This window comes from Pirellulaceae bacterium, from assembly GCA_019636385.1.
Classification (GTDB): domain Bacteria; phylum Planctomycetota; class Planctomycetia; order Pirellulales; family Pirellulaceae; genus Aureliella.
In genome coordinates, this window is record JAHBXT010000004.1 from 108,846 (window position 1) to 128,796 (window position 19,951).

Consider the following 19,951-nt stretch of genomic DNA (forward strand, 5'->3'; position numbering starts at 1 on the left):
CAGCCATGTATGGAACCTCCAACCGCTAGTGCGCCCGACACACCCGAGACAACCGTTGGTTCCACCATCAAACTGCTGGTACATCGCTATCCGTTGGTGGGGTTCGTAGCGGCCTGGATTCTGGGGATCGGATTGGCCGCACTAGCACCCGGCGCGCTCGATCAGTTCTCATGGTGGCCGGCGGCGATCCTATCTATCCTGCTGGCATTCGGATGGATGTACCGACAATCCGTCTGGATTGTGCGACTGACGTCGTTGGTCACCGCGCTCTTGGCAGCAATGTGGATGTCTCTATTGCGCGCACCTGCTGACTATGACAGCCTTTCTGAGGTGGCTATGCGGCAATCGCAGCCCATTGCCCTGCGGGGCGTCATTATCAGCGTACCCGTGTGGAGCCCCAATCAGAAGCATCGCCCAGTCGATGACCATTCGCTGCGATGGGTTACTCAGTGGAATGTGCGCTGGCATGAAATTGGCCAGGGAGATACCTGGACTGCCATCCAGTCCACCAGTCGGCTCAAAGCCAACAGTTTCGTAGATACTCTGTTGCCGGGAGACGAGATCGAAGTCCACGGATTACTGACCGCCATCTGGCCAGCGACCAATCCCGGCATGCACGATGCTGCTAAGCGCGCCAGTCGTCATGGCAGGTTTGTACAGGTGACGACTGACAGCCCACATCAGATTGTTCAGCGTGACACGAGGCACTGGAATTACTGGCCTGTGAGGCTTCGCGGCTTGGCCGTAGTGGCGGTGAATCGCTCCCTTCATCGGTACGTCAGCAACCTTCAGGCTCCACTGGCAGCAGCCTTGGTCTTCGGACAGCGTGAGCAGGTGGACTGGCAAGACCGACAACAATTGATGACTACCGGGACGATTCACATGCTGGCCATCAGTGGCCTGCATGTTGATTTGGTCGCTGGTACGATTCTCGTATTGTGTTTATTGGTGCGCGCTGGTCCCCGAACAACGCTTCTGCTGGTTGTAGGTGCATGTATGATGTATGCCGTGCTGGCAGGAGGCAAGCCGCCAGTGCTGCGAGCCGTGATATTGATCACTACCATTGCCATTGCCCGATATTGGGGACACCAAGGGCGACTGACTAATCTGTTAGGGTTGGCGGCGCTCGTCTTACTGGTGTTCAATCCTCAGCATTTAACCAGTATCGGGGTCGTCTTGTCGTTCATGGCGGTTGCTACGCTGGGAACCTTCTCATCGCTGTCGCCAAACATACATCCACGGCGATCTGCCCTGCAACATTTGTTGGAAGAGAACTTGAGCCCTGCACGACGCCGAAGTTTAGCCCTGGGACGTTCCCTTTTCTCGGCAATCCGAATGAGCTTTTGGGTATGGCTGATGGCTGTCCCCCTGATCTGGCATCACTTTCACCTAGTGTCGCCAATTGCAATACTTCTGAACATAGTGTTGATGCCACCGCTGACAATTAGCTTGATCGGAGGATTAGTCACCGGATTGTTAGGATGGCTAGCACCGATCGGTTGGTTGGCAGGACAAGTCACCGGTGCAAGCTTGAGTTTAATTTTGTGGCTGGTCGAATGCGGTGATGCGCTGCCGGCGGGACACGTGTGGTTGCCTGCTCCACCACTGTGGTGGAGCATTACTTTCTACGCTGTGGTTGTATTTTGGCTGCTGCTAAGACACTCCAAGCCAACGGTAACGCTCGCTATGCCTCTGGTGGCATGGTTGGTTGTGGGAGTGGCTTGGTTTGTTCCAGGACCGCGCGGTCTGGCTGGCTGGCACAGCAGTTGGGCAGCCAACAGCCAGACCACCCAACTGCGGTGTACGTTCCTGGATGTGGGGCATGGCACGTGCGTGGTAATTGAACTGCCGGACGGAAGAGTATGGTTGTACGACGCAGGTCATCTGGGGGATTCATTGCGCAGCCACGAGTGGATTGCTCCAACACTGTGGCATCTGGGCATTTGCCGAGTCGATACGCTGATCTTGTCGCATGCAGATGCCGATCACTACAACGCAGTTCCGGGGTTGCTGACGCGGTTTGGGGTGGGCCGGGTTGCGAGTACTCGGCGCTTTTGGAATAGTTCTAAACCGGATGTCAGAGCCTTACAGCAGGGCCTTCGATCGCGCGCTATCCAATGCCATACGTGGGACACACAAACGTCAATCGCACCGATGAACAACTTGTCGGTACTGATTCTGCATCCGCCTGGTAACTTTCGCGCCGAAACCGACAACGCGGATAGCTTGTGCTTGCAATTGGAGTTTGCTGGAGTCCGACTGCTGCTGACCGGCGATGTGGAGGGGTCTGGAATGGCTACATTGTGTGGATGGCCGCCCCGTCATTGTGAAGTTATGATGGCACCGCATCACGGCAGCTTGACCAATGACGTCTCAGAGCTGATAAACTGGTGCCAACCCAAAGTCATCGTAGTCAGCGGCAGCCAGCGCACCGTTCGTTTGCCGGTGCTAGACAGATTCGCCGCAGCCGAGCAGTTGGGAATTACGTTTCGCGATGGAGCTATCCAAGTACGCGTTGATACAAACGGCAATCTGCAAACATTGCATTGGGATCGCTGGCAATGGACCGAGTTAGCGTCTCAGTCTGGGGAGTTTCCAGCAGAAGGTCCTCTTGAGCCGTGAGGCATCCTGTGGTTTCTTGATATACGGTGACGATAAATGAGTTCTGGCCTGTTGACTTTGCTGGATGATGTGGCGGCAATCGCCAAGCTTGCTGCTTCGTCGTTGGATGATGTGGCTGCCGGTGCTCTGAAAGCTAGCAGTAAGGCCGCTGGTGTTGTCATCGACGACACCGCTGTAACGCCCAAATATGTCGTCGGACTGTCCCCCTCCCGCGAATTGCCGATCGTTTGGAATATCGCCAAAGGCTCGCTCAAGAACAAACTGCTAATACTGTTGCCAATCATCTTGCTCCTGGGACATCTTGTTCCATGGTCGATCCAACCACTGCTGGCAATCGGCGGACTGTATTTGTGTTTTGAAGGCTACGAGAAGCTGCATCATACCGTGCGGCACCTCTTTCTTCCCAGTCTACAACACCCAGTAGAGCCGATGGCTACGATTAGTCCCCACGAGCTGGAGACCATGCGCACGGCCGGAGCTATTCGCACTGATTTCATTCTGTCCGCCGAAATCATGGCAATTGCTTACGCCACTGTGCGCGATGATTCATTTCCTATCAAATTGGCAGCACTAATAACGGTGGCCCTATGCATTACAGCCGGTGTCTACGGTGTGGTAGCGATGATACTCAAGGCCGATGATTTTGGTCTACAGCTAGTGAAGGCCGAACGTTCCTCTATGGCTCAATCGATTGGTCGGATGCTGGTTCATGGCATGCCCACAGTCCTTAGCATCTTGAGTTTTGTAGGTACGGCTGCCATGTTATGGGTTGGCGGCGGTATTCTGATTCATAGCTTCGCACCACTCCATCACCAGATCGAAGACTTTAGCCATGGTTTCGACAACGGTGCTGCGGCCTGGGCAATGGAGGCCGCAATTAGCTTGCTGCTCGCGATCCCTGTCGGTCTGGTTGCTGTAATCTGCGTCAAACTGGCTCGCCTGCTAGCGGGAAGATCGCAGTTCTGTATCGCGCTCTGCTTGGCAAGCATCATGACGTCGGCGCGCACGCCATTGGCCGCGCAAGATTGGCTGTTCGGCAACGATCGCCAAACGCTGGGAATTCTGCCACGCGGAGGTGGCTGGGATTGGACCGACCAACTTATTTCGAACGGGTGGCGTATTCAGCAACAGGCTGGCTCGGAACACTATCGTTTGCTGAATCCTCACGATCGCCGATTAGCAGTCGGCTCCTTTGAGTATTGCCTGCAAGAGCTCAATCGGCATCGAACCGCAGCAGACGTAGCTGCCAACAAGCCACATGTAGTCGTGCTGTTGCATGGACTGGCCGGTTCGCGAAGCTATATGAGCAATATGGAAGCCTATTTGCGCGATACGGGTGGCTTTCAAGTCATTAGCTTCGGTTACGCCTCCACCAAATGTAACGTGCAGGAATTGACCGTTGCGCTGGAGAACGTTTTGCGCAGCTTCGATGGCGTCGAGCGAGTGAGCTTTGTCGCGCACAGCCTGGGAAACATTCTGGTGCGACATCTGTTATTCCGCTATCAGAATTTGGCCAATCCGCCACCCATCGAATTTGAACGGATGGTCATGATCAGCCCACCCAATCGTGGCGCACTGTTGGCCGACTCTGCCGGACAACGTCATCTAGCCCAGACCGTGTTGGGGCCGGTCGTCGATCAATTGGCTCCCAGCCATGGCTGGCGCGACTTAGAGCCGCAATTGGCCACGCCCTGGTTTGAGTTCGGAATCTTGGCGGGCGGCAAAGGGAACTCGCAGGGCTACCTAGCCGCAATCTCTGGTGACGATGATGGTTTGTTGCCGATTGACACCCACGATCTAGAGGGCGCCAGCGATTTCCTACAGGTCGGCGGGCTGCATCCGCTGATGCCACACTACAAAGCCACTCAAGCTGCCACCGTCCATTTTCTACGCCACGGTCACTTTCCGCGCTAGAGTGCTAGGCCTGGAAATACAGTGGTGGCAGGCAGTTCTAAAATGCGGCGCATGTCGGCAGCTTGTACCCGACTGGCTGCACCGCGCCGACCACATTGAGCCGGACACAGACAGACTCCCTCGCCAAACGCCATCTCACAGATGGCGTCCATCATGGTGAGGCTGTTGAGGTGCGGCTGAATGTAGTGCGATCGCTTGACATCCACGGTCAGATGATCTTGTCGCACCTTGCAAGCATGTTCACCTAGACAGGCCAAACACATCCCGGTGTACCCCAGAGCCTGTTGGTCGCGAAAGGAATGCGTCGGCCAACGCTTGAGAGTCGAATCGCGATCATTGTAGGTTGTATACAGTTTTTCGACGGCGACCAAGGCTCTCTCGTAGCGGTGCCCGGGATACATCGCATCGCAATCGAGTGCCCCCGAGATGATGCCTGCCCGCAGATTGACTCGTTCCACCGGTTGGGCCTGCTCTGGTGGTAGCCCGATACCGTCAAGTTGCCCGCCGCCTAAAAAATGTAGCGCGCAAATTACAGTTACGCCCCCATAACTGTGTCCGCTGAGCGTAATCGGTTGGACGGTACTCATCAGATTGGTTAGTTTTGCAATATAGTATCCTTGGCGCTCGGCATAGATATATTTGGCCTTGATGTTGGTTCGCGCCAGTTCGATGGGGCGAATCACCGGTCGTCTATACAGGATCTCGGCGGGCCAGGACCAAAACACCATCAGCTTGGGCCCGGAGCAGACCTTCAGCCGGTCGTAGACTTTCCAACATACCTCCATGGCCGCTGGGTGATCCAGCGAATTGCCATGCGAAAACAACATCGTTGGAATGTTGGCTTGAGCCGCTAGAAAGGATTCGCGATTCTGCTGGACGAACCGTCGAGTACACTCGTCAAACCGCTGGTAGGTTAGTTTTTCGAAACCTTCGTCCAAACCGTCGCAGCGCGGGGCACAGCGTGAGCTAACAATCCACAACTCCGGCGGACTGTGTTGACATAGCTCGGTAGATGGCTGCTTACAACCAGCAGCTTCACCCGACGTTACTACGGGCGAGAACGTCACGACGATTAAAGAACTTACCGCCATGCACTGCAGTAGCTTGGTCATCATCCTACCCGGTGAGCTTTGGATACATCCATGTACGGCAAGCACACCGTACTCAGCAATTCTATCCCCAGAAAGCAGATATGCGGCTAAATCGATGCCTGAGAAGGCCAGAATCATAAGTCTTGATGACTCCGGCAACGCTCAGAAACTTTCATACCGCAAACTTTGCCAGGATGTAGCTGTGTCTGAACTGGCAAGCCACCGCTCCGGCGGATTGTAAGCACATTTCCGAATGTAACGGCTAAAGCTTACTTTACCGTGCAGAGGACGATAAAAGCATCACCACCAATGACTTAGAAAGTTTGTGGGTGACCTAGGTTTGGATAGTTTTTTTGAAGACCTCTAGCAGAGCGCCGACCTATCGGGAGCAAATTGAGCATGAGCACCACTAAACAGCGAATCGGGATTTTAACTTCGGGCGGCGACTGTCCAGGCCTGAACGCGGTGATTCGGGGAGCAGCCAAGGCGGCCGAACGCCACGGCTACGAGATGATCGGGTTTTTGAAGGGCTACGAAGGCTTGGTTGATCCGGTCAGCTACGTGACACTAGACGGTACAATCACCCGCGGCATCTTCAAGCAAGGCGGCACCATACTGGGCTCCACCAATAAAGGCCGGTTTGCGGCGACAGTCGGCGTTAGTGATCGTCAAGAACTGGACCCGCAACTGCTGCTTGGCGTACAGCGGACCTGCCAACAACTCAATTTGTCGGGATTGATTTGTATCGGTGGCGATGGTTCATTGGCGGTAGCCCAGCAGTTCCATGAATTTGGCATTCCCGTCGTCGGGGTTCCCAAAACAATCGACAACGATCTGTCTGCCACTGCATTTACGTTTGGGTTTGATAGTGCCGTCAATTGCGCAACCGACGCGCTGGATCGCTTGGCTACGACGGCTGCTAGCCACGAACGAATCATGGTTTTAGAAGTTATGGGACGCCATGCCGGCTGGATCGCGCTGTATTCCGGAATTGCTGGCGGGGGCGATGTCATTTTGTTGCCCGAGATTCCATGGTCATTTGAAGAAGTGTGCGCTAAAATCCTGGAACGCGAAAAGGCGGGCAAGAAATACACGCTAATTGTGGTGGCAGAGGGAGCGCACTTGCCCGATGGTAGCTTGGTGACCACTGAGCGTCGTCAAGAATCTCGGCAGACAAAATTGGGCGGTATCGCTGGGATGGTAGCCTATGAAATAGAAAAGCGGATCGGGCGCGAGACACGAACCATGGTCTTGGGGCACTTGCAGCGCGGTGGACCTCCTTCGACTTTCGATCGCCTGCTGGCCACTCAATTCGGTGCTCATGCAATTCGACTGATCATACAAGGTCGCTTCGGAGAAATGGTCTGCAGCCATCCCCCAGCAATTAACAGTGTACCGATCGCTGATGCCGTGAATCGGCTCAAGCAAGTGCATGCCACTTGCAGCTCAGTGCAAGCCGCCCGGGCCTTGGGAATTAGCTTTGGTGATAGAGCTGAGCAAGGACCATTTTCGCCGATTCAAGCCGATTATGATGCGATGCTAGGAATCGCCACCGGTGGGTCCGGAGCGGGGGCTGTTTTTGGGAACAAACTTTGGGCGTCGCCCAGTATGAATGCCACGGGAGTGTAGCGTAATATCAACTCCAGCTGAGATATGCGACTTCATGTCTGCTCGGCCTGCATCTGCGTCAACACGGACTTGAGCTGTGAGCGAGCCCGCGATAGGCGACTGCGGACCGTCCCGATATTAATATCTAACACCACAGCGATTTCTTCGTAAGGCAAATCCTGCATCTCACGCAACACAAGAATGTTGCGATGCTCATCGGTCAGCGCCTGCAAGGCCCGATGAATCAAGCTGATTTGTTCGTCACGCAACATTCTCGCATCCGGCATTTCCACGCTGTCTCGCGGTTCGTTGAGCGCCGTATCCCCCAGTGAGTCCAATGACACGTGTGATCTGCGGCGACGACGGCTAAGCGTGTTGTTGAAAGCGATGCGATACAACCAAGTAAAAAATTGACTGTGCCCCTGAAAGGTACTGAGTTTGACGAAGGCCTGAACAAAGGTTTCTTGCACCACATCCTCTGCCAGGTCATGTGATCCGACAACATGCAGCATTGAACTGTACAACCTCCCTGAAAACCGATCTACCAGTTCTCGAAAGGCATCATGGTCACCCGCCAATGACTGTCGGATCAATTCCTGTTCAGATATCACGCTCCGGTGCTCGAATTTCTCACGGGTTCGAAAAAATCGCTTCAGTGGACAAGGGTCTGATCCGCCGCACGGACCGCCTTTGAGCGTGTAGTGAGCTGTATTATACCTATCCACTAACCATTAACAAAACGACCACTCGAAAAGTGCTCTCCGAGCGGTCGCAGGCAAACTGGCAACTCGAGAATCATTGCCTAGCCAATGCTGAGGTGGCTAGAAGCCAATTCGCAGCCCCACACCGGGCCCATACCCCATGCCCCAGGCCGGGCCCACTGGCGACGGCACAACCATGACTGGGCGATAGCTGGGATAAACGGCCGTTGGTACCACCACGCGCTGACTCCAATTCATGCCAGGATTCCCGTAATATCCTGCACCGTAAACTCCGGGCGACGCGTAGTATCTAGGAGCGTAGTAATTTGGCCCATAGTAACTGGAACGCGAATAGCCCAGCGTCGGACCATATCCCGCACGATAAGCGCCATGATAGTGGCCATGCTGACACCCGGCTCCGCCCCATTGCGCACTGGCTGACCCGGCCAAGCCGACAGTCAACAACACGGCCGCCAACGCCCTCAATCCAATCCTGACTCGATTCTTCATTGCTCGAACCGCTCCACAAAAATTGACCCACTGAAACGCAACCCCACCCGGGGACAATCTTATTCAGCTCAATTTTCGTACCAAATGGTTTCTAAATTGGTCAAAACTTATGGCACCTGAATTGGACTGGACAGATTGGGTATTTCAGCGAGCAGGAACCGTTGAAGAAACTTGGTTAGACAGGGCCCCAAGTTGAACTGTCGCCGTGCGTTAGCTCAGAGTTTTCTTGGTCCAAGAAGAGAACGCTGAACACAACCGCGAGACCGACCGTTGATCCCAGACCCATACATGCCGCAGAACTAGCCGCTGTCGAATTCGGCAGTCCACAGAGTGCAACCAGTGACTTGCCACCAGAAATGCACGTGAACAACGCTGGTCTTGACATCCACCTGATGTCGTTTCGATTGCGCTGGTCTCGAAACTAGACATCCTGTTTAGCGTTTGGCTTCACTGGCGGAGTCGACGATGCGAGCTGTTTCAGCTTCGTAGTTGCTAGTCAGCTCAGTGGGCTCTGCCTCCGGCCTACCCAGCCAAATCCCACCAAACTCCCAGCCAGTATGGGTTGTCAAAACCTTTAGGCCACTGGGCTGAAGGTAGTGGCTGATCTCTTCAAACGGCGGAAGTGAATGGCCATCGATCGCTTTTGCCTCGCCGCCAGCTGCCTCTTCGGATTGCTGGACTACACGATTGAGCAACGTCGATAACATGCTTTCCGATTCTTGCAGCTTGCCTTGGCGAAACAGTTCGTACTGCACTCGAAACGCCAAATGATTGCGAGAAATCTTCCAGGCGCACGGTGTCTGCTCGTCCATCAAACCCACGACAGCTCGGCGAATGCGCTGGTAGTCTGCCTGTGCCGATAATCCCGTTTGTTGACCACGACGCGACTGAGCGACTGCCTCTTCAATCATTTCGGTGTGTGAAGCAAATACGAAATATCCATCCAGTACGCAAATGGCCCATTGATTCAGCCAAGGCTCTTCTGTCTCTTCCTCGGAATCGTCAAAAGCACCGAATTCAGCAAACTCTTCACTGTTATTATCATCCTTGGCGTTGGTGACCTTCCAGACGGCAACGCCGTCGATCTCCAACAGCTCGGCGTTCGCTTCGGCCTTCATCACCCGATTCAAAATGGCAGCCGCTTTGGCTCCATCATTAACTTTGAGAGCGATCAGGTTGCGGCGAGAATCAACGTCCACAGGACCACTTTTGGCGTCAGTGACAGCCAGGATATCATTGGTCAACAATGGTAAGAATTCGTTGCGAATATCAACTTGCGGACCATTGACGTCGTTCTTGATTCCATTGATGACTTCGTCAAATACGCCTTGATTGCCCACCAGTTCGTCTACCAGCTCGCGAGCCTTCCAGAAGGCGGTCTGAGCATCCCAGTTGAGAGCCATGAACGACGACGCATTTTCGCCTACGAAGCTGGGCACATCAGCCATGGCTGCATTGGGAAATTCCAGCACACCGGCCGAGCGAGGCAATGGAAAATCAGCCAAGACGAAGCCGCGATGCGCCATGTCAGCTCCCTCGGCGGCTACCCAAATTTCCCCGGCGATGCTACGAACTGCAGTAAAGCCTTGATTCTTCAGAACCGCCAGAATGTCAGCACTGTTCTTGGAACGCTTGCCGCTGATAGCTCGAATGACACGTGCGATTCCCAAAGGGCGGACAAAGTACTCGATCTGCGCCTTACCGGAGATGCGCAATTCTTGCCTGGTCTTCAAGAAGTCGGCATCATCTTGCAGAGCCTTTTCTGAGCCAGCCTGTCCCTGCAGCTTAGCGATCAAATTCTGCATTTGTGGCAAGTCGTCACTGACTAGCAACTTGCCTGAAGCGGTGGCCAGAAATGTATTTTCGTCCAGCAACTGGCCGGTGCGTCGCGGCAGTGTGTATTGGGTGATCTCTTGATTCAAATGCTGCAGTTGCTTCTTGGCAGCTTTGTGCTGGGCTAACGCATTGTCGATCTTGGTCAGCATATCGGCATGAACCTTTTGGTCTGCGCCGACGTCGGCAATCATCACCAGCGCGAACGGCTTGCGCTCCGCCAGCAATTCCAACCAAGCTACAGTCAATTGCCCTTTGAAGAATTCGGTTAATTCCTGAGGTTTGACTCCCAGCCGCCAGCCAGCTTCCATCAGTCGGTTTTGAATCATTTCTTGCTGGTCAGAGAAGAACGGCTTCAGAGCTGGTTGATTTCCCAGCTCGTGTAGCAACGTACGGTCCCAACGATCTGTCAAATCCTTGGAGTCCGGAATCCACACAACAGCCTGTACCGAGTCGGGCAAAAGCTCGTAGACAGTGGCCTGCTGACCTGCCACCGGTTTGACTACGGAAACCAGCAAAGCCAGTGTGCTGGAAAGGCTTAGAAAAGTGCGAAACATTGCAGCAGTTTCTCCTCGGATCTTACATCCTTGCAAGTGCGCAGGCCCCGGCGCCCCGGGTCGCGAAAATTGGAGCGCATCTTACCCCAATTCGGTTTTCTGCGGGAAGTGGTGTTCGTGCGTTGTCACGTCGTGCGGGCAAAAATCTGGGCCAATTTTCCGTTTTTCGGGTGGTCCGACCTATCGATTCCATTCTGCCCTAATTACTCGGCGAGTGCACTACTGATATTCGTCGCGCGGTTATTCACCGGAGAACAGGATTTTCAAGAAAGCTTGACATTTGCTGGCAATCCGTAACGATCGTCCGGCCAACGTCTTGACGCCCGCCAGGCTTTGTCAACAACTACAGTCACAATCGCCATATTAGGCAAACTCGCTCCGACCCATATTCGTTTATAGTATTGCGGACGGTAACACCATTCCACCGCTGTCCCTCGAATCTAACTGCTGTCCCCTATGTGCCTGACCACGATCGATCCTAGGGCACCGAAAGGTAAAAATTGACTGACATGGAACTGTCTGCTTTGACGGCTATTTCCCCGATCGATGGTCGGTACGCGGACAAAACCGCCCCGCTGCGCGAATTGATGAGCGAGTTTGGACTGATGCGGTTTCGGGTTCTGGTTGAAGTGCGGTGGCTGGAATGGCTAGCCGCCGACCCGCAAATTGCTGAAGTTCCTCCGCTGAGTGGGGAAGCGCGGGCCAGGTTAAATCAACTGTGCGACCAGTTTAGCTTGACTCATGCCCAGGCCATCAAAGAAATCGAACGGACGACGAACCACGATGTCAAAGCGGTTGAGTACTTCTTGAAGCGGCACATGTCGGGACATGCTGAGCTGCAAAAGATTACCGAACTCGTACATTTTGCCTGTACTTCGGAAGACATCAACAATCTGGCACACGCTTTGATGTTGCAAGCGGCTCGCGAGCACATAACGACCGCAGCCATCCTGCCAATCGTAGATCAACTGGCCGGCATGGCTGAATCCCTAGCTGATGTTCCCATGCTTGCGCGTACGCATGGTCAGCCAGCATCGCCAACCACTGTTGGCAAGGAATTGGCCAACGTGGCCTATCGCATCCAGCGGCAGCTTCAGCAGCTCACCAGCGTTCCGCTGCTCGGCAAGTTCAACGGTGCCGTCGGAAACTACAACGCACACATTGCCGCTTATCCTGAGATTGACTGGCTACGATCGACTCAGCGATTTGTCGAGTCGCTGGGACTGACATGGAATCCATACACGACGCAGATCGAGCCACACGACTACATGGCCGAACTGTTTAACACCTGGTCGCGGCTTAACACTGTGCTGGTGGATTTGGCCCGTGATATCTGGGGGTATATCGCTCTGGGCTACTTTAAACAAAAGACTGTGGCCGGTGAAGTCGGTTCGTCCACCATGCCTCACAAGGTCAATCCAATTGACTTTGAAAACGCTGAAGGAAATTTAGGGCTAGCCAACGCTGTTTTTGGCCACATGGCCGAGAAGTTGCCGATTTCGCGGTGGCAACGCGATTTGACGGACTCGACCGTGCTGCGAAACATGGGCGTTGGCATAGGCTACAGCTTAATCGCCTATCAATCGCTGCGCAAAGGTCTAGGCAAACTGGAACTGGACCGTGGCCGCCTGCAACAGGATTTAGCGGTGGCTTGGGAAGTACTGGCTGAGCCCATTCAAACAGTCATGCGGCGTTACGGCATTGCCGAGCCGTATGAAAGGCTTAAAGAGTTAACTCGCGGCCGAGCGATCACGGCCGAAACAATGCGCCAGTTCATCGTTCAACTTGAAATCCCGGAAGCCGCCAAGCAATCGCTACTGGCGCTCACGCCTGACACTTACATTGGTAACGCCGCTCAACAAGCCCAACAACTGTCCTCGCCGTCCGCACAACCGCTCGGAAATCTCCCTGGGATTGACAGCGGCTCTTAGCTTGTAGCGTTGATCGCACTCACACAGCCGTAGTGGCCTGCCCCAAATAGAAAGTCTGTTCAGCCGCAATCTCGCGGCCATCTCCCAGAAACAGCCTGAGCCGGATACACCACCGTATTTTGAACAACCGACCTTCAAAGCTGTGAGGCGTCGACGGCAGCAGCGTCGATACGCGACGAGGTTGACTGAGCGGCCTCTTGGCCAGATCGCTTCGCACATGGCTCTCGAAGTGAATCACGCCTAGTTCATCGCTGCCCTTACCCTCGGTAGACCAGACGACAGAAACTTCTAGCCGATCGATAAGTTGTGCCGAGATACGCTGAATCGAATACTCAAACTCTAACGTATCGCCGGCCTGAAATGTCGGTTGCAGAGCCAACAGACGAAGCCCCAGCGCCGGCTCTGCCCGAACGGCTACCGTGCGTCGTGTGGATAGACGACTACTGGGAAACTTCGACGAAATTCGGGCCACTGCGGCGATTCTCCTTCAAGCTCGATCTTCCATCGGACGCTATGATTCACGCCGTGGAAAGAGTGCATGATATCGGCTGGAACCTGAATTTGGCAGATCAGTTCCAAAGGTTCCTCCGGATCCGCACGCAGCACTCCCTCGGTACGGACCCCGGTCGAAGCCGATTCAACTGCCTGGGCCGGATAGCTAGCAAACTGGACCTGTTCAGTGCGAACGTCAGTGCCTTGCTGATAAATGGCTTCCTCGTAGCCCACCAGACGAATAGCCAGCTTGCTGAACTCGGCCTTACCATATTGGCAAACATACAATTGATAGCCCTGGCCGGGCAAGAGCGGTAGATCGCTGATTTCCATGGCTGTTGGGCCAATCCCGGCGTGAGTTCTGAACAACCGGAAAAACCAGCGCGTTGAAAAAAAGCTGACCGCCCCAAATGGCAGGATGAGAAGGTTAAGAAACCACAGCGGCGTACCGCTGACCATATTTTGGACTGCGATTACAACCAACACCGCCACCAGCGAGTTCCAAGCCACACTAAACAGTGCGCTCAGCACGATGGGAAGTCGATCGTCGCTCTGATCGGCCAGACGATACGCCAGCTTAACGCCGGGGCTGTCGGTCAATGGTTTGACGCTGGGCAGACTTCCGGGCGTGACCTGCGCAATGCCTTGCGACCGCCGCTGATGATCGCGTTTGACTTGCGATGCCAGGGCGTTGCGGCGTTCCGGCGACGCTAAGGTGCGCGTCACGTTAAAAGTGAATCCGGTCAGACCAATAATTACGAATGACGAGCTGGCGATGACCATCAGCCAGAATCCAAAGCCGATCTTAAACATACTGGATTCTGGCCAAAACAATTGCCAGGTGACCACCGTCGTGAGTGAAACAATCCCCAACAACAACAAGGTGCCGAAGAATGCCGCCTCGCTCACGCGACCGGCGACCCACCAGCCACTCATTCGCGAACCGCGTTTCTTTCCCCACAGGCGAAACCATCGCGCCATTAGGCAGCCTCTCCTAACTGATCTACCACAACCAAGTTCGCCATGGACCGCTACCGCTGCCACCTGGAGGAACTTCGATAAAACCGTGACTGAGCGCCAGCGACACTAGATCGCCCGACCCCTGCGACTCGACTAGCTGCAATCCAGCTTGATGCCACGCGACCAGCCGATACCAGGTTAAATCTAGCCGCTTAGCATCGTACTGGGTCAACTGACAATGCAACTCAGGCTCGGGCAAACGTCCCGCCAATCGCCCCAGCAGCGGCTGGGCAATCCGCAGCGCGGTGACAGCCGCACTGACCGGGTTACCGGGCAATCCGAGAATCAGCTTACCTGCCAATGTCCCTACCAGCACCGGCTTACCGGGACGAATCGGCAGTCGATGAAATAGAATGTGACCGCCCAGCGACTCGATTGCCGATGGAATGTAGTCAGTATCACCGGCAGATACCCCGCCAGTCAAAATCAGCACATCGCTCTGTTCCAGTGCGCTGGCAATCGCCGTTTGTGAAGCCGCCAGCGAATCTGCTACTTTGCCCTGACTTACAACCCGAGTCCACGACAATCGCGCCAACCAGCTGCGCAGTGTAGGCGCATTGGAATTGCGAATTTGCCAAGGCTGAACCGCCTGGCCCGGCTCAACCAATTCATCACCCGACGCCAACAGACTCACGCTAATCAACCGGCGCACCGAGATATGGCGACCACCGAACGCAACCAAAGCGCCCATCGTCGCCGCAGTCACTTGTGTTCCCGCAGGGAGTACCGGCTGTCCCTGGCGAATGTTCTCGCCGCGATAGCGGATGTTCTGACCGATGCGAAGTTCCTCGGACCTGTGCCGAATCACTACCTGGCCCGGACTCTCGTGGGTATCCTCGCGACGCACCACGCAGTCTGCACCGTCAGGTACCGGCGCACCTGTGAACAGTTGTACCGCTTGTCCCGCAGGCAGTTCGACTGGTGGTCGACCTGCGGGCGAGACAGCAGCTACCGATAGCGGCGCTTGACCGACATCAGCGATGCGTACAGCGTAACCATCCATGGCCGACACGTTCAGAGCTGGTGAATCGCGATCGGCAATCAACGCCTGCGAAAGCACGCGACCACACGCCTCGTCGATGGGCACAAGTTCTTCGGCCACCGGCGTGAGTCCTTGAGCTGCGCGAGCAATCGCTGCGTCGACGACATTCAGTTGTGGTAATTCCATAAGAAATCAAACACTGCCAATCAAGACTTCAAATCACTTGCGTTGCCTGCCCTGCCCAGCCGCGTAACGCTGATTTTGATCGACCAGCAGTTCCATGGTTGGCAACGGCAGATCGCATGCCCAGTGAATTCCAGCCGACAGTAGCGTCTGAAATTGGACCTGATCAAAATCCGCTGGATGTCCCAAGGATGTATAAAACGATCTACCTCCGTCGGCCCTTACAAACGTCCATGCTACCGGTTGAGGCGGCTCGTTGGGCACTTGACCTGTCATCAGCAACATAGTTCCTGGGGCCAGTGGTGCTGTCTTGTACAGGGACCCACCGGGACGCATGGTCAGCGCTCCTCCCAGGGCCCGGACAATCGGATGCGCGGCAGCCGACTGGGCCAACGACAGTTCGGCCTGGAGATCATTTCCGTAGTGATTGGTGTAATTACCACCCCAGACCTGAGTATCCAGTTCTGGCCAGTCTGCTAAGCCCGATTCGGGAGTTCCTCGACGCAGCGAAAATGCATGACTGGCCGTGCGAATGCCGATCATCGGCCGCCCCGACCGCACGAACTGTTTAATGAGCTGCAAATCGGCCTCGGGCAGCAGGCGGCGGCGAGCGCTGATCAACAGCACATCGGCAGTGCGCACATCGTCCAATGACACAATGCTATGACGCTTGGTCTCACTGCCATAGGCGATGGTGACTCGAAAGCTACCGCTGAGATGTCGCGCCGCAAATTCCGGCAGCGTGCGCTCGGTCTGGTACTCGTCGTCAGCAATCAGCATAGTCAATTGAGGTCGATGGTCCTTGGAAAATCGAAATTCGTTGCCGCTTAGTATCTGTTGGCTAGAGATCGTTGGGCAAACCCAGCGCTCGATATGGCTGACCATGATGTCCGTACCCGTAAAATGATTTGCGTACGGCCACGATCGAGGATTGTACATGGTATCGGTTAAATCTCGCACCAACACGACGTTCAATCCAGCCGTCGCCAAACGCCGCAACCCAAATGGACGACCAAGTACGCACATATTGGTATGCACTCCCACCAACATCACCTTGGTAACCTTGCGGCTGGCTAGAATGCTCCATACTTCAATGCCCGAATCGCTGATGAAGTCGCGCTGATCATCAATCTGTACGACATCTGTTTGGCTCAGCCAAGGCGCACGCGGATTGCGTCCCTGTTGACGCAATTGCTGGGCCCAGCTTATCAATTCGGCCGGATCATCGTCTTCTCCACCATCGGACTGGTCCAGCGGATAGGCCGCCTGTTGTTCAGCCGGAATTTGATCGCACCAATCGGTTATGTCGGGTGGCAACGTGCCAGCTTGGGGAATTTGCATTGCCCGCAGACGAGCCGGATGATCGGCGTAGTGCTTCATGCATTCGCTGGGAGCATGGATGACCGTTGCCCCCTTCTCCCGTAGTGCCTTGACAAACGTATCGATTCTGGGTGCCAATTCGGCGACACGCCGCACAGCGTTGACACTGTGATGTGAATCCCACAGATCGCAAATAATTACCGCAGTTTGGCTCGCCTGCCACTGCTCGTTGCGCTCGAGCCGATGATACCTTCCCGACCCCTCCGATGTCGGCTGCTGATAGCGCAGCGCCAGCTGCAATGATTGTTCTCCTCTGCTCCAGCTCGTGGTGCTGCACCACAGTAACAGCCCGGCAATCACTGATCCGATTCGTTGCCACATTTCTTTCGATATCCCCCTGGGTCAACTTGCCAAAAGTTTGCCGTTAGACTCTCACAACCGCCAGCCAGGCCCTCCCTGCCTCAGTCGCTTGGCAGAAGTCTTAGACTGACATTTAGCTGGAGTACCATAATGTTAGTCAGGATTCTAGCTGCTGAGCGTGCGAAGAACAAACACCCTTTGGCCACAATGATTGCCATAGCGCATTTGGGCTAGCCTTGGCAGACAACACCAGTAGGCTGTTAGACTATGCAACGCTACAAATCCCTGCTAAAAGAAACTTGGTGGTTATGGATACTGCTGCTGATAGTCGGCAGCGTCATGGCCTGGGTCAGTCCCATTTTCTACGTGACCTACCCCATCTGTTTTTTCGTATTCTTTTGGTTTGCCTACATCCGCTACGACGAGGAAGGCAATTTCCGCGGCACCTAGCCCTCACCCCCAAAAACTACTCTCACGCAGGCCACTGCCTCAGTATGCGACTCTGGGTGACACAAGCCGAGTACTTACTGCCTTTGACTCGCTCCCGGGAATTTTCCGCATCGTCGGGCGACTAGATTCATTTCCATGAAGTGAATTAGCGTGTTTCAGCCCACAAGGCGAAGCAGAGTTTCAATGACGTGCGTCACTACGCAGGAGCTTGGTGACAAGAGTCGAATCTGAGATTTGCGACATGAAGAGTGAGAATGCCGGTATATCAACCATCAGGCACGCGTACTTTATGGGCGCAGACGGGACATTTTCGCTGTAGACCGACATAGATACGTGGTAGTTCAAAATTGTGGTTGCAGCTTGGGCAGATAACTTGAATGACTTGTGATTGGCGATGAAGTTGTTTGAGCTGCGGGAGATGTTGTTGAGCTTGTTCTAGAACCTGATCCTCGATCAGCGCATAGTCCACAGCACCGAGCTTGGCGGCGCAGCAGACTTTGCTGCAGCAGCCGATAACCGTCCAGGGCTTTTGGTCGTTGACTACGAATAATACACCGCACTGATCACAATGATTGCCGTGCAGTTGCATGGCCTGACGATGTCGCGAGAATTGCTGGTTGCGTTTGAACTGCACAAAGGCCAACAATTTGATCTGCGGATCGACCTCTGGCGAAGCAATTCTCAACATTTCGTCGGCCGGTACATCATGAATGTCAATTCCGTTTACGGGACGTTTCTCACCAGGAACCGGTGAAGCAAAATGAATACCCGAATTGGTTAACAGGCTCAGGCCCAACGCATTGAGTGTCAAACTGGTAGCGTCGCTGTTGTCGCTGCGAGCCAAGAAGGCCGCTTGCACATGCCAAGCCGCATGTCCGCAGTTGGGACAAGCCCCCTGCGCACGGTGGATTGCCGCCAATGAGGCTTCTCGTTTACATCCTTCGCAGGCAACGGCGATTCGGTCGGGTTTTTCAGACACCTAGTGCTCCGGTTGCTGCGTGACATTAGCTGACCGCATTATCGGCTATTCGTGCATTTTAGTCCAGGGACGGGTTTCCGGACCACGGTGCGTGGTGACTTCGACTCGACTATTGATCCAAATTGTGGCCACGGTAGGGTGTGCTGTGGCGGAACGAAACTAGAGGTCACTCAATCTCGAAGTACGGCTAACATTCTGCAAGACTTACGGTGCGATCGCGAGCGACGATGATATGATCTACAACCTGTATGCCCATGACTTCGCCGACTTGCCTGAGACGCTGAGTGATTTCACGGTCGTGACGGCTAGGGGTTGGATCGCCTGAGGGATGATTGTGAACCAACAGAATGGACGAAGCCGAATCGCGAACTGCGGCCTTAAAAACTTCGCGCGGATGCACCAAACTGGCATCCAATGTTCCCACAGTAATCCGATGGCTACGGATCGGTTGTAGTTTGGTATCCAATGTCACGATGTGAAACTCCTCTTGCAGAGCATCGGTTGCCAATCGCTGAAAATGATTGCGACAATACTCGATAGCCGCCTGAGTGCTGATGATTTTGGGCCGCTCAGCCCGCTGGTCCAGCGCTTGAGCAACTCGGCGGCCAAGCTCGATGCCTGCCATAATCTGACAGTAGGCCGCTACGGATACCGACTGGCTGATGTCCCGCAGTTCTTGCATTGAACAGCGTGGCAACTCGCCAATTCGCTCCACGAACTTCTGCGCCAGCCGCTGTCCGGCCTGCATGGCCGATTCGCCGGGACGTCCCGAACGAATCAGTACAGCCAGTAGTTCACTGTTCTTCAGTTGAGCAGCTCCAACTGCCAACAATCTCTCTCGAGGTCGCTCTTCGGCAGGCAACTGTGTGACCTGATCGCCAACAATTTGCCGATCGATCCACTGCTCGGCATGAAACGTCTGGTCGTTCCATTCATAACTCACCTGTCCCTGACTGTTATTTTGCTGCAACACGCCTTCGGCGTGCAATTGTTTGAGCACTTTCGTGACAAACGCGGGCGAAGCTTCGCGACACAAGAACTGAATCTCTTGGCGGCGGAACTTGGGGCGCTCGGAAATCAGCGACAATACTTCGCGTAGTTTGGAGCGGCGCTGTTGGTCTTGTTTCTTCCTCATAATCACCAAGCCGATGACAACGGAGGTTAAGTACTCATCACTCTTTCAGGCAGTAGATTGCTGGCCTGCAGCCAGTACCGAGGCGGTTGGTTCTCTGAATATCGATCAGACACGGTAAGTTGATTATTACGAACGCTCATTGACCAGCAGCTAGATGCAGCACGCTTGCAATCGTTTCACATATTGGCTCATGCCGTCATTGGAACGTCTCGTCGTTTGCCACCAAGATGTTGGCTTTTATTCAACGATCTGCATTGTAGCAT

The 19,951-nt window shown here is 54.5% G+C and carries 15 protein-coding genes; 5 read left to right on the top strand and 10 right to left on the bottom strand.

The window, feature by feature from the left end:
• Positions 1–9 precede the first annotated feature (9 nt).
• The gene (locus tag KF752_14970; protein ID MBX3422853.1) at positions 10–2,622 is read left to right on the top strand and encodes a ComEC/Rec2 family competence protein; all 2,613 of its coding nucleotides are present in this window, start codon (positions 10–12) and stop codon (positions 2,620–2,622) included.
• 36 nt (positions 2,623–2,658) lie between these two features.
• Positions 2,659–4,536, top strand: coding sequence for a DUF808 family protein (locus KF752_14975; protein ID MBX3422854.1), 1,878 nt, complete (start codon positions 2,659–2,661; stop codon positions 4,534–4,536).
• On the opposite strand, the gene KF752_14980 is transcribed toward KF752_14975, so the two are convergent.
• Positions 4,533–5,651, bottom strand: coding sequence for a hypothetical protein (locus KF752_14980; GenBank protein ID MBX3422855.1), 1,119 nt, complete (start codon positions 5,649–5,651; stop codon positions 4,533–4,535). The genes KF752_14975 and KF752_14980 overlap by 4 nt on opposite strands.
• Positions 5,652–6,026: 375 nt before the next feature.
• Here KF752_14980 and KF752_14985 point away from each other — a divergent pair, with 375 nt between their 5' ends.
• Positions 6,027–7,256 (top strand): ATP-dependent 6-phosphofructokinase, encoded by a 1,230-nt coding sequence (locus tag KF752_14985; protein ID MBX3422856.1) that lies wholly within the window; start codon positions 6,027–6,029, stop codon positions 7,254–7,256.
• Positions 7,257–7,288: 32 nt separating this feature from the next.
• Here the strand turns inward: KF752_14985 and KF752_14990 are convergent, their stop codons facing one another.
• The 3 genes from KF752_14990 to KF752_15000 form a co-directional block, all read right to left on the bottom strand.
• Complete coding sequence (locus tag KF752_14990; GenBank protein MBX3422857.1) at positions 7,289–7,846, bottom strand: sigma-70 family RNA polymerase sigma factor; 558 nt, start codon at positions 7,844–7,846, stop codon at positions 7,289–7,291.
• 210 nt (positions 7,847–8,056) lie between these two features.
• Positions 8,057–8,446, bottom strand: coding sequence for a hypothetical protein (locus KF752_14995; protein MBX3422858.1), 390 nt, complete (start codon positions 8,444–8,446; stop codon positions 8,057–8,059).
• A 434-nt stretch (positions 8,447–8,880) separates the two neighbouring features.
• Positions 8,881–10,836 carry a hypothetical protein gene (locus KF752_15000; protein MBX3422859.1) on the bottom strand — a complete coding sequence of 652 codons (1,956 nt, stop codon included), beginning with the start codon at positions 10,834–10,836 and terminating at the stop codon, positions 8,881–8,883.
• Between the two features lie 509 nt (positions 10,837–11,345).
• Here KF752_15000 and purB point away from each other — a divergent pair.
• Positions 11,346–12,767: an adenylosuccinate lyase gene (gene purB, locus KF752_15005; GenBank protein MBX3422860.1), complete on the top strand. Its 1,422-nt coding sequence runs from the start codon at positions 11,346–11,348 to the stop codon at positions 12,765–12,767.
• A gap of 19 nt (positions 12,768–12,786) precedes the next feature.
• Here the strand turns inward: purB and KF752_15010 are convergent, their stop codons facing one another.
• From KF752_15010 to KF752_15025, 4 genes are read right to left on the bottom strand one after another with little or no spacing between them, the layout of a single operon-like run.
• A complete protein-coding gene (locus KF752_15010; GenBank protein ID MBX3422861.1) occupies positions 12,787–13,239 on the bottom strand; it encodes a hypothetical protein in 453 nt (150 codons plus the stop codon).
• Positions 13,182–14,240, bottom strand: coding sequence for a hypothetical protein (locus KF752_15015; protein MBX3422862.1), 1,059 nt, complete (start codon positions 14,238–14,240; stop codon positions 13,182–13,184). The genes KF752_15010 and KF752_15015 overlap by 58 nt, the downstream gene beginning before the upstream one ends.
• A 22-nt stretch (positions 14,241–14,262) precedes the next feature.
• A complete protein-coding gene (locus KF752_15020) occupies positions 14,263–15,447 on the bottom strand; it encodes a molybdopterin molybdotransferase MoeA (protein MBX3422863.1) in 1,185 nt (394 codons plus the stop codon).
• Positions 15,448–15,480: 33 nt separating this feature from the next.
• Positions 15,481–17,145 (bottom strand): isochorismatase family protein, encoded by a 1,665-nt coding sequence (locus KF752_15025; GenBank protein MBX3422864.1) that lies wholly within the window; start codon positions 17,143–17,145, stop codon positions 15,481–15,483.
• A 246-nt stretch (positions 17,146–17,391) separates the two neighbouring features.
• Here KF752_15025 and KF752_15030 point away from each other — a divergent pair, with 246 nt between their 5' ends.
• Positions 17,392–17,574 (top strand): hypothetical protein, encoded by a 183-nt coding sequence (locus KF752_15030; GenBank protein MBX3422865.1) that lies wholly within the window; start codon positions 17,392–17,394, stop codon positions 17,572–17,574.
• Between the two features lie 265 nt (positions 17,575–17,839).
• On the opposite strand, the gene KF752_15035 is transcribed toward KF752_15030, so the two are convergent.
• Both KF752_15035 and radC read right to left on the bottom strand, forming a co-directional pair.
• Positions 17,840–18,553, bottom strand: coding sequence for a hypothetical protein (locus tag KF752_15035; protein MBX3422866.1), 714 nt, complete (start codon positions 18,551–18,553; stop codon positions 17,840–17,842).
• Positions 18,554–18,740: 187 nt separating this feature from the next.
• A complete protein-coding gene (gene radC, locus KF752_15040; GenBank protein MBX3422867.1) occupies positions 18,741–19,688 on the bottom strand; it encodes a DNA repair protein RadC in 948 nt (315 codons plus the stop codon).
• Between the last annotated feature and the right edge of the window lie 263 nt (positions 19,689–19,951).

Coding starts and splice junctions, on each gene's coding strand:
- KF752_15000 (MBX3422859.1), bottom strand. CDS start 10,836: ATGTTTCGCACTTTTCTAAGCCTTTCCAGCACACTGGCTTTGCTGGTT.
- purB (MBX3422860.1), top strand. CDS start 11,346: ATGGAACTGTCTGCTTTGACGGCTATTTCCCCGATCGATGGTCGGTAC.
- KF752_14975 (MBX3422854.1), top strand. CDS start 2,659: ATGAGTTCTGGCCTGTTGACTTTGCTGGATGATGTGGCGGCAATCGCC.
- radC (MBX3422867.1), bottom strand. CDS start 19,688: ATGAGGAAGAAACAAGACCAACAGCGCCGCTCCAAACTACGCGAAGTA.
- KF752_15020 (MBX3422863.1), bottom strand. CDS start 15,447: ATGGAATTACCACAACTGAATGTCGTCGACGCAGCGATTGCTCGCGCA.
- KF752_14985 (MBX3422856.1), top strand. CDS start 6,027: ATGAGCACCACTAAACAGCGAATCGGGATTTTAACTTCGGGCGGCGAC.
- KF752_14995 (MBX3422858.1), bottom strand. CDS start 8,446: ATGAAGAATCGAGTCAGGATTGGATTGAGGGCGTTGGCGGCCGTGTTG.
- KF752_14970 (MBX3422853.1), top strand. CDS start 10: ATGGAACCTCCAACCGCTAGTGCGCCCGACACACCCGAGACAACCGTT.
- KF752_15015 (MBX3422862.1), bottom strand. CDS start 14,240: ATGGCGCGATGGTTTCGCCTGTGGGGAAAGAAACGCGGTTCGCGAATG.
- KF752_15025 (MBX3422864.1), bottom strand. CDS start 17,145: ATGTGGCAACGAATCGGATCAGTGATTGCCGGGCTGTTACTGTGGTGC.
- KF752_15030 (MBX3422865.1), top strand. CDS start 17,392: ATGCAACGCTACAAATCCCTGCTAAAAGAAACTTGGTGGTTATGGATA.
- KF752_14980 (MBX3422855.1), bottom strand. CDS start 5,651: ATGATGACCAAGCTACTGCAGTGCATGGCGGTAAGTTCTTTAATCGTC.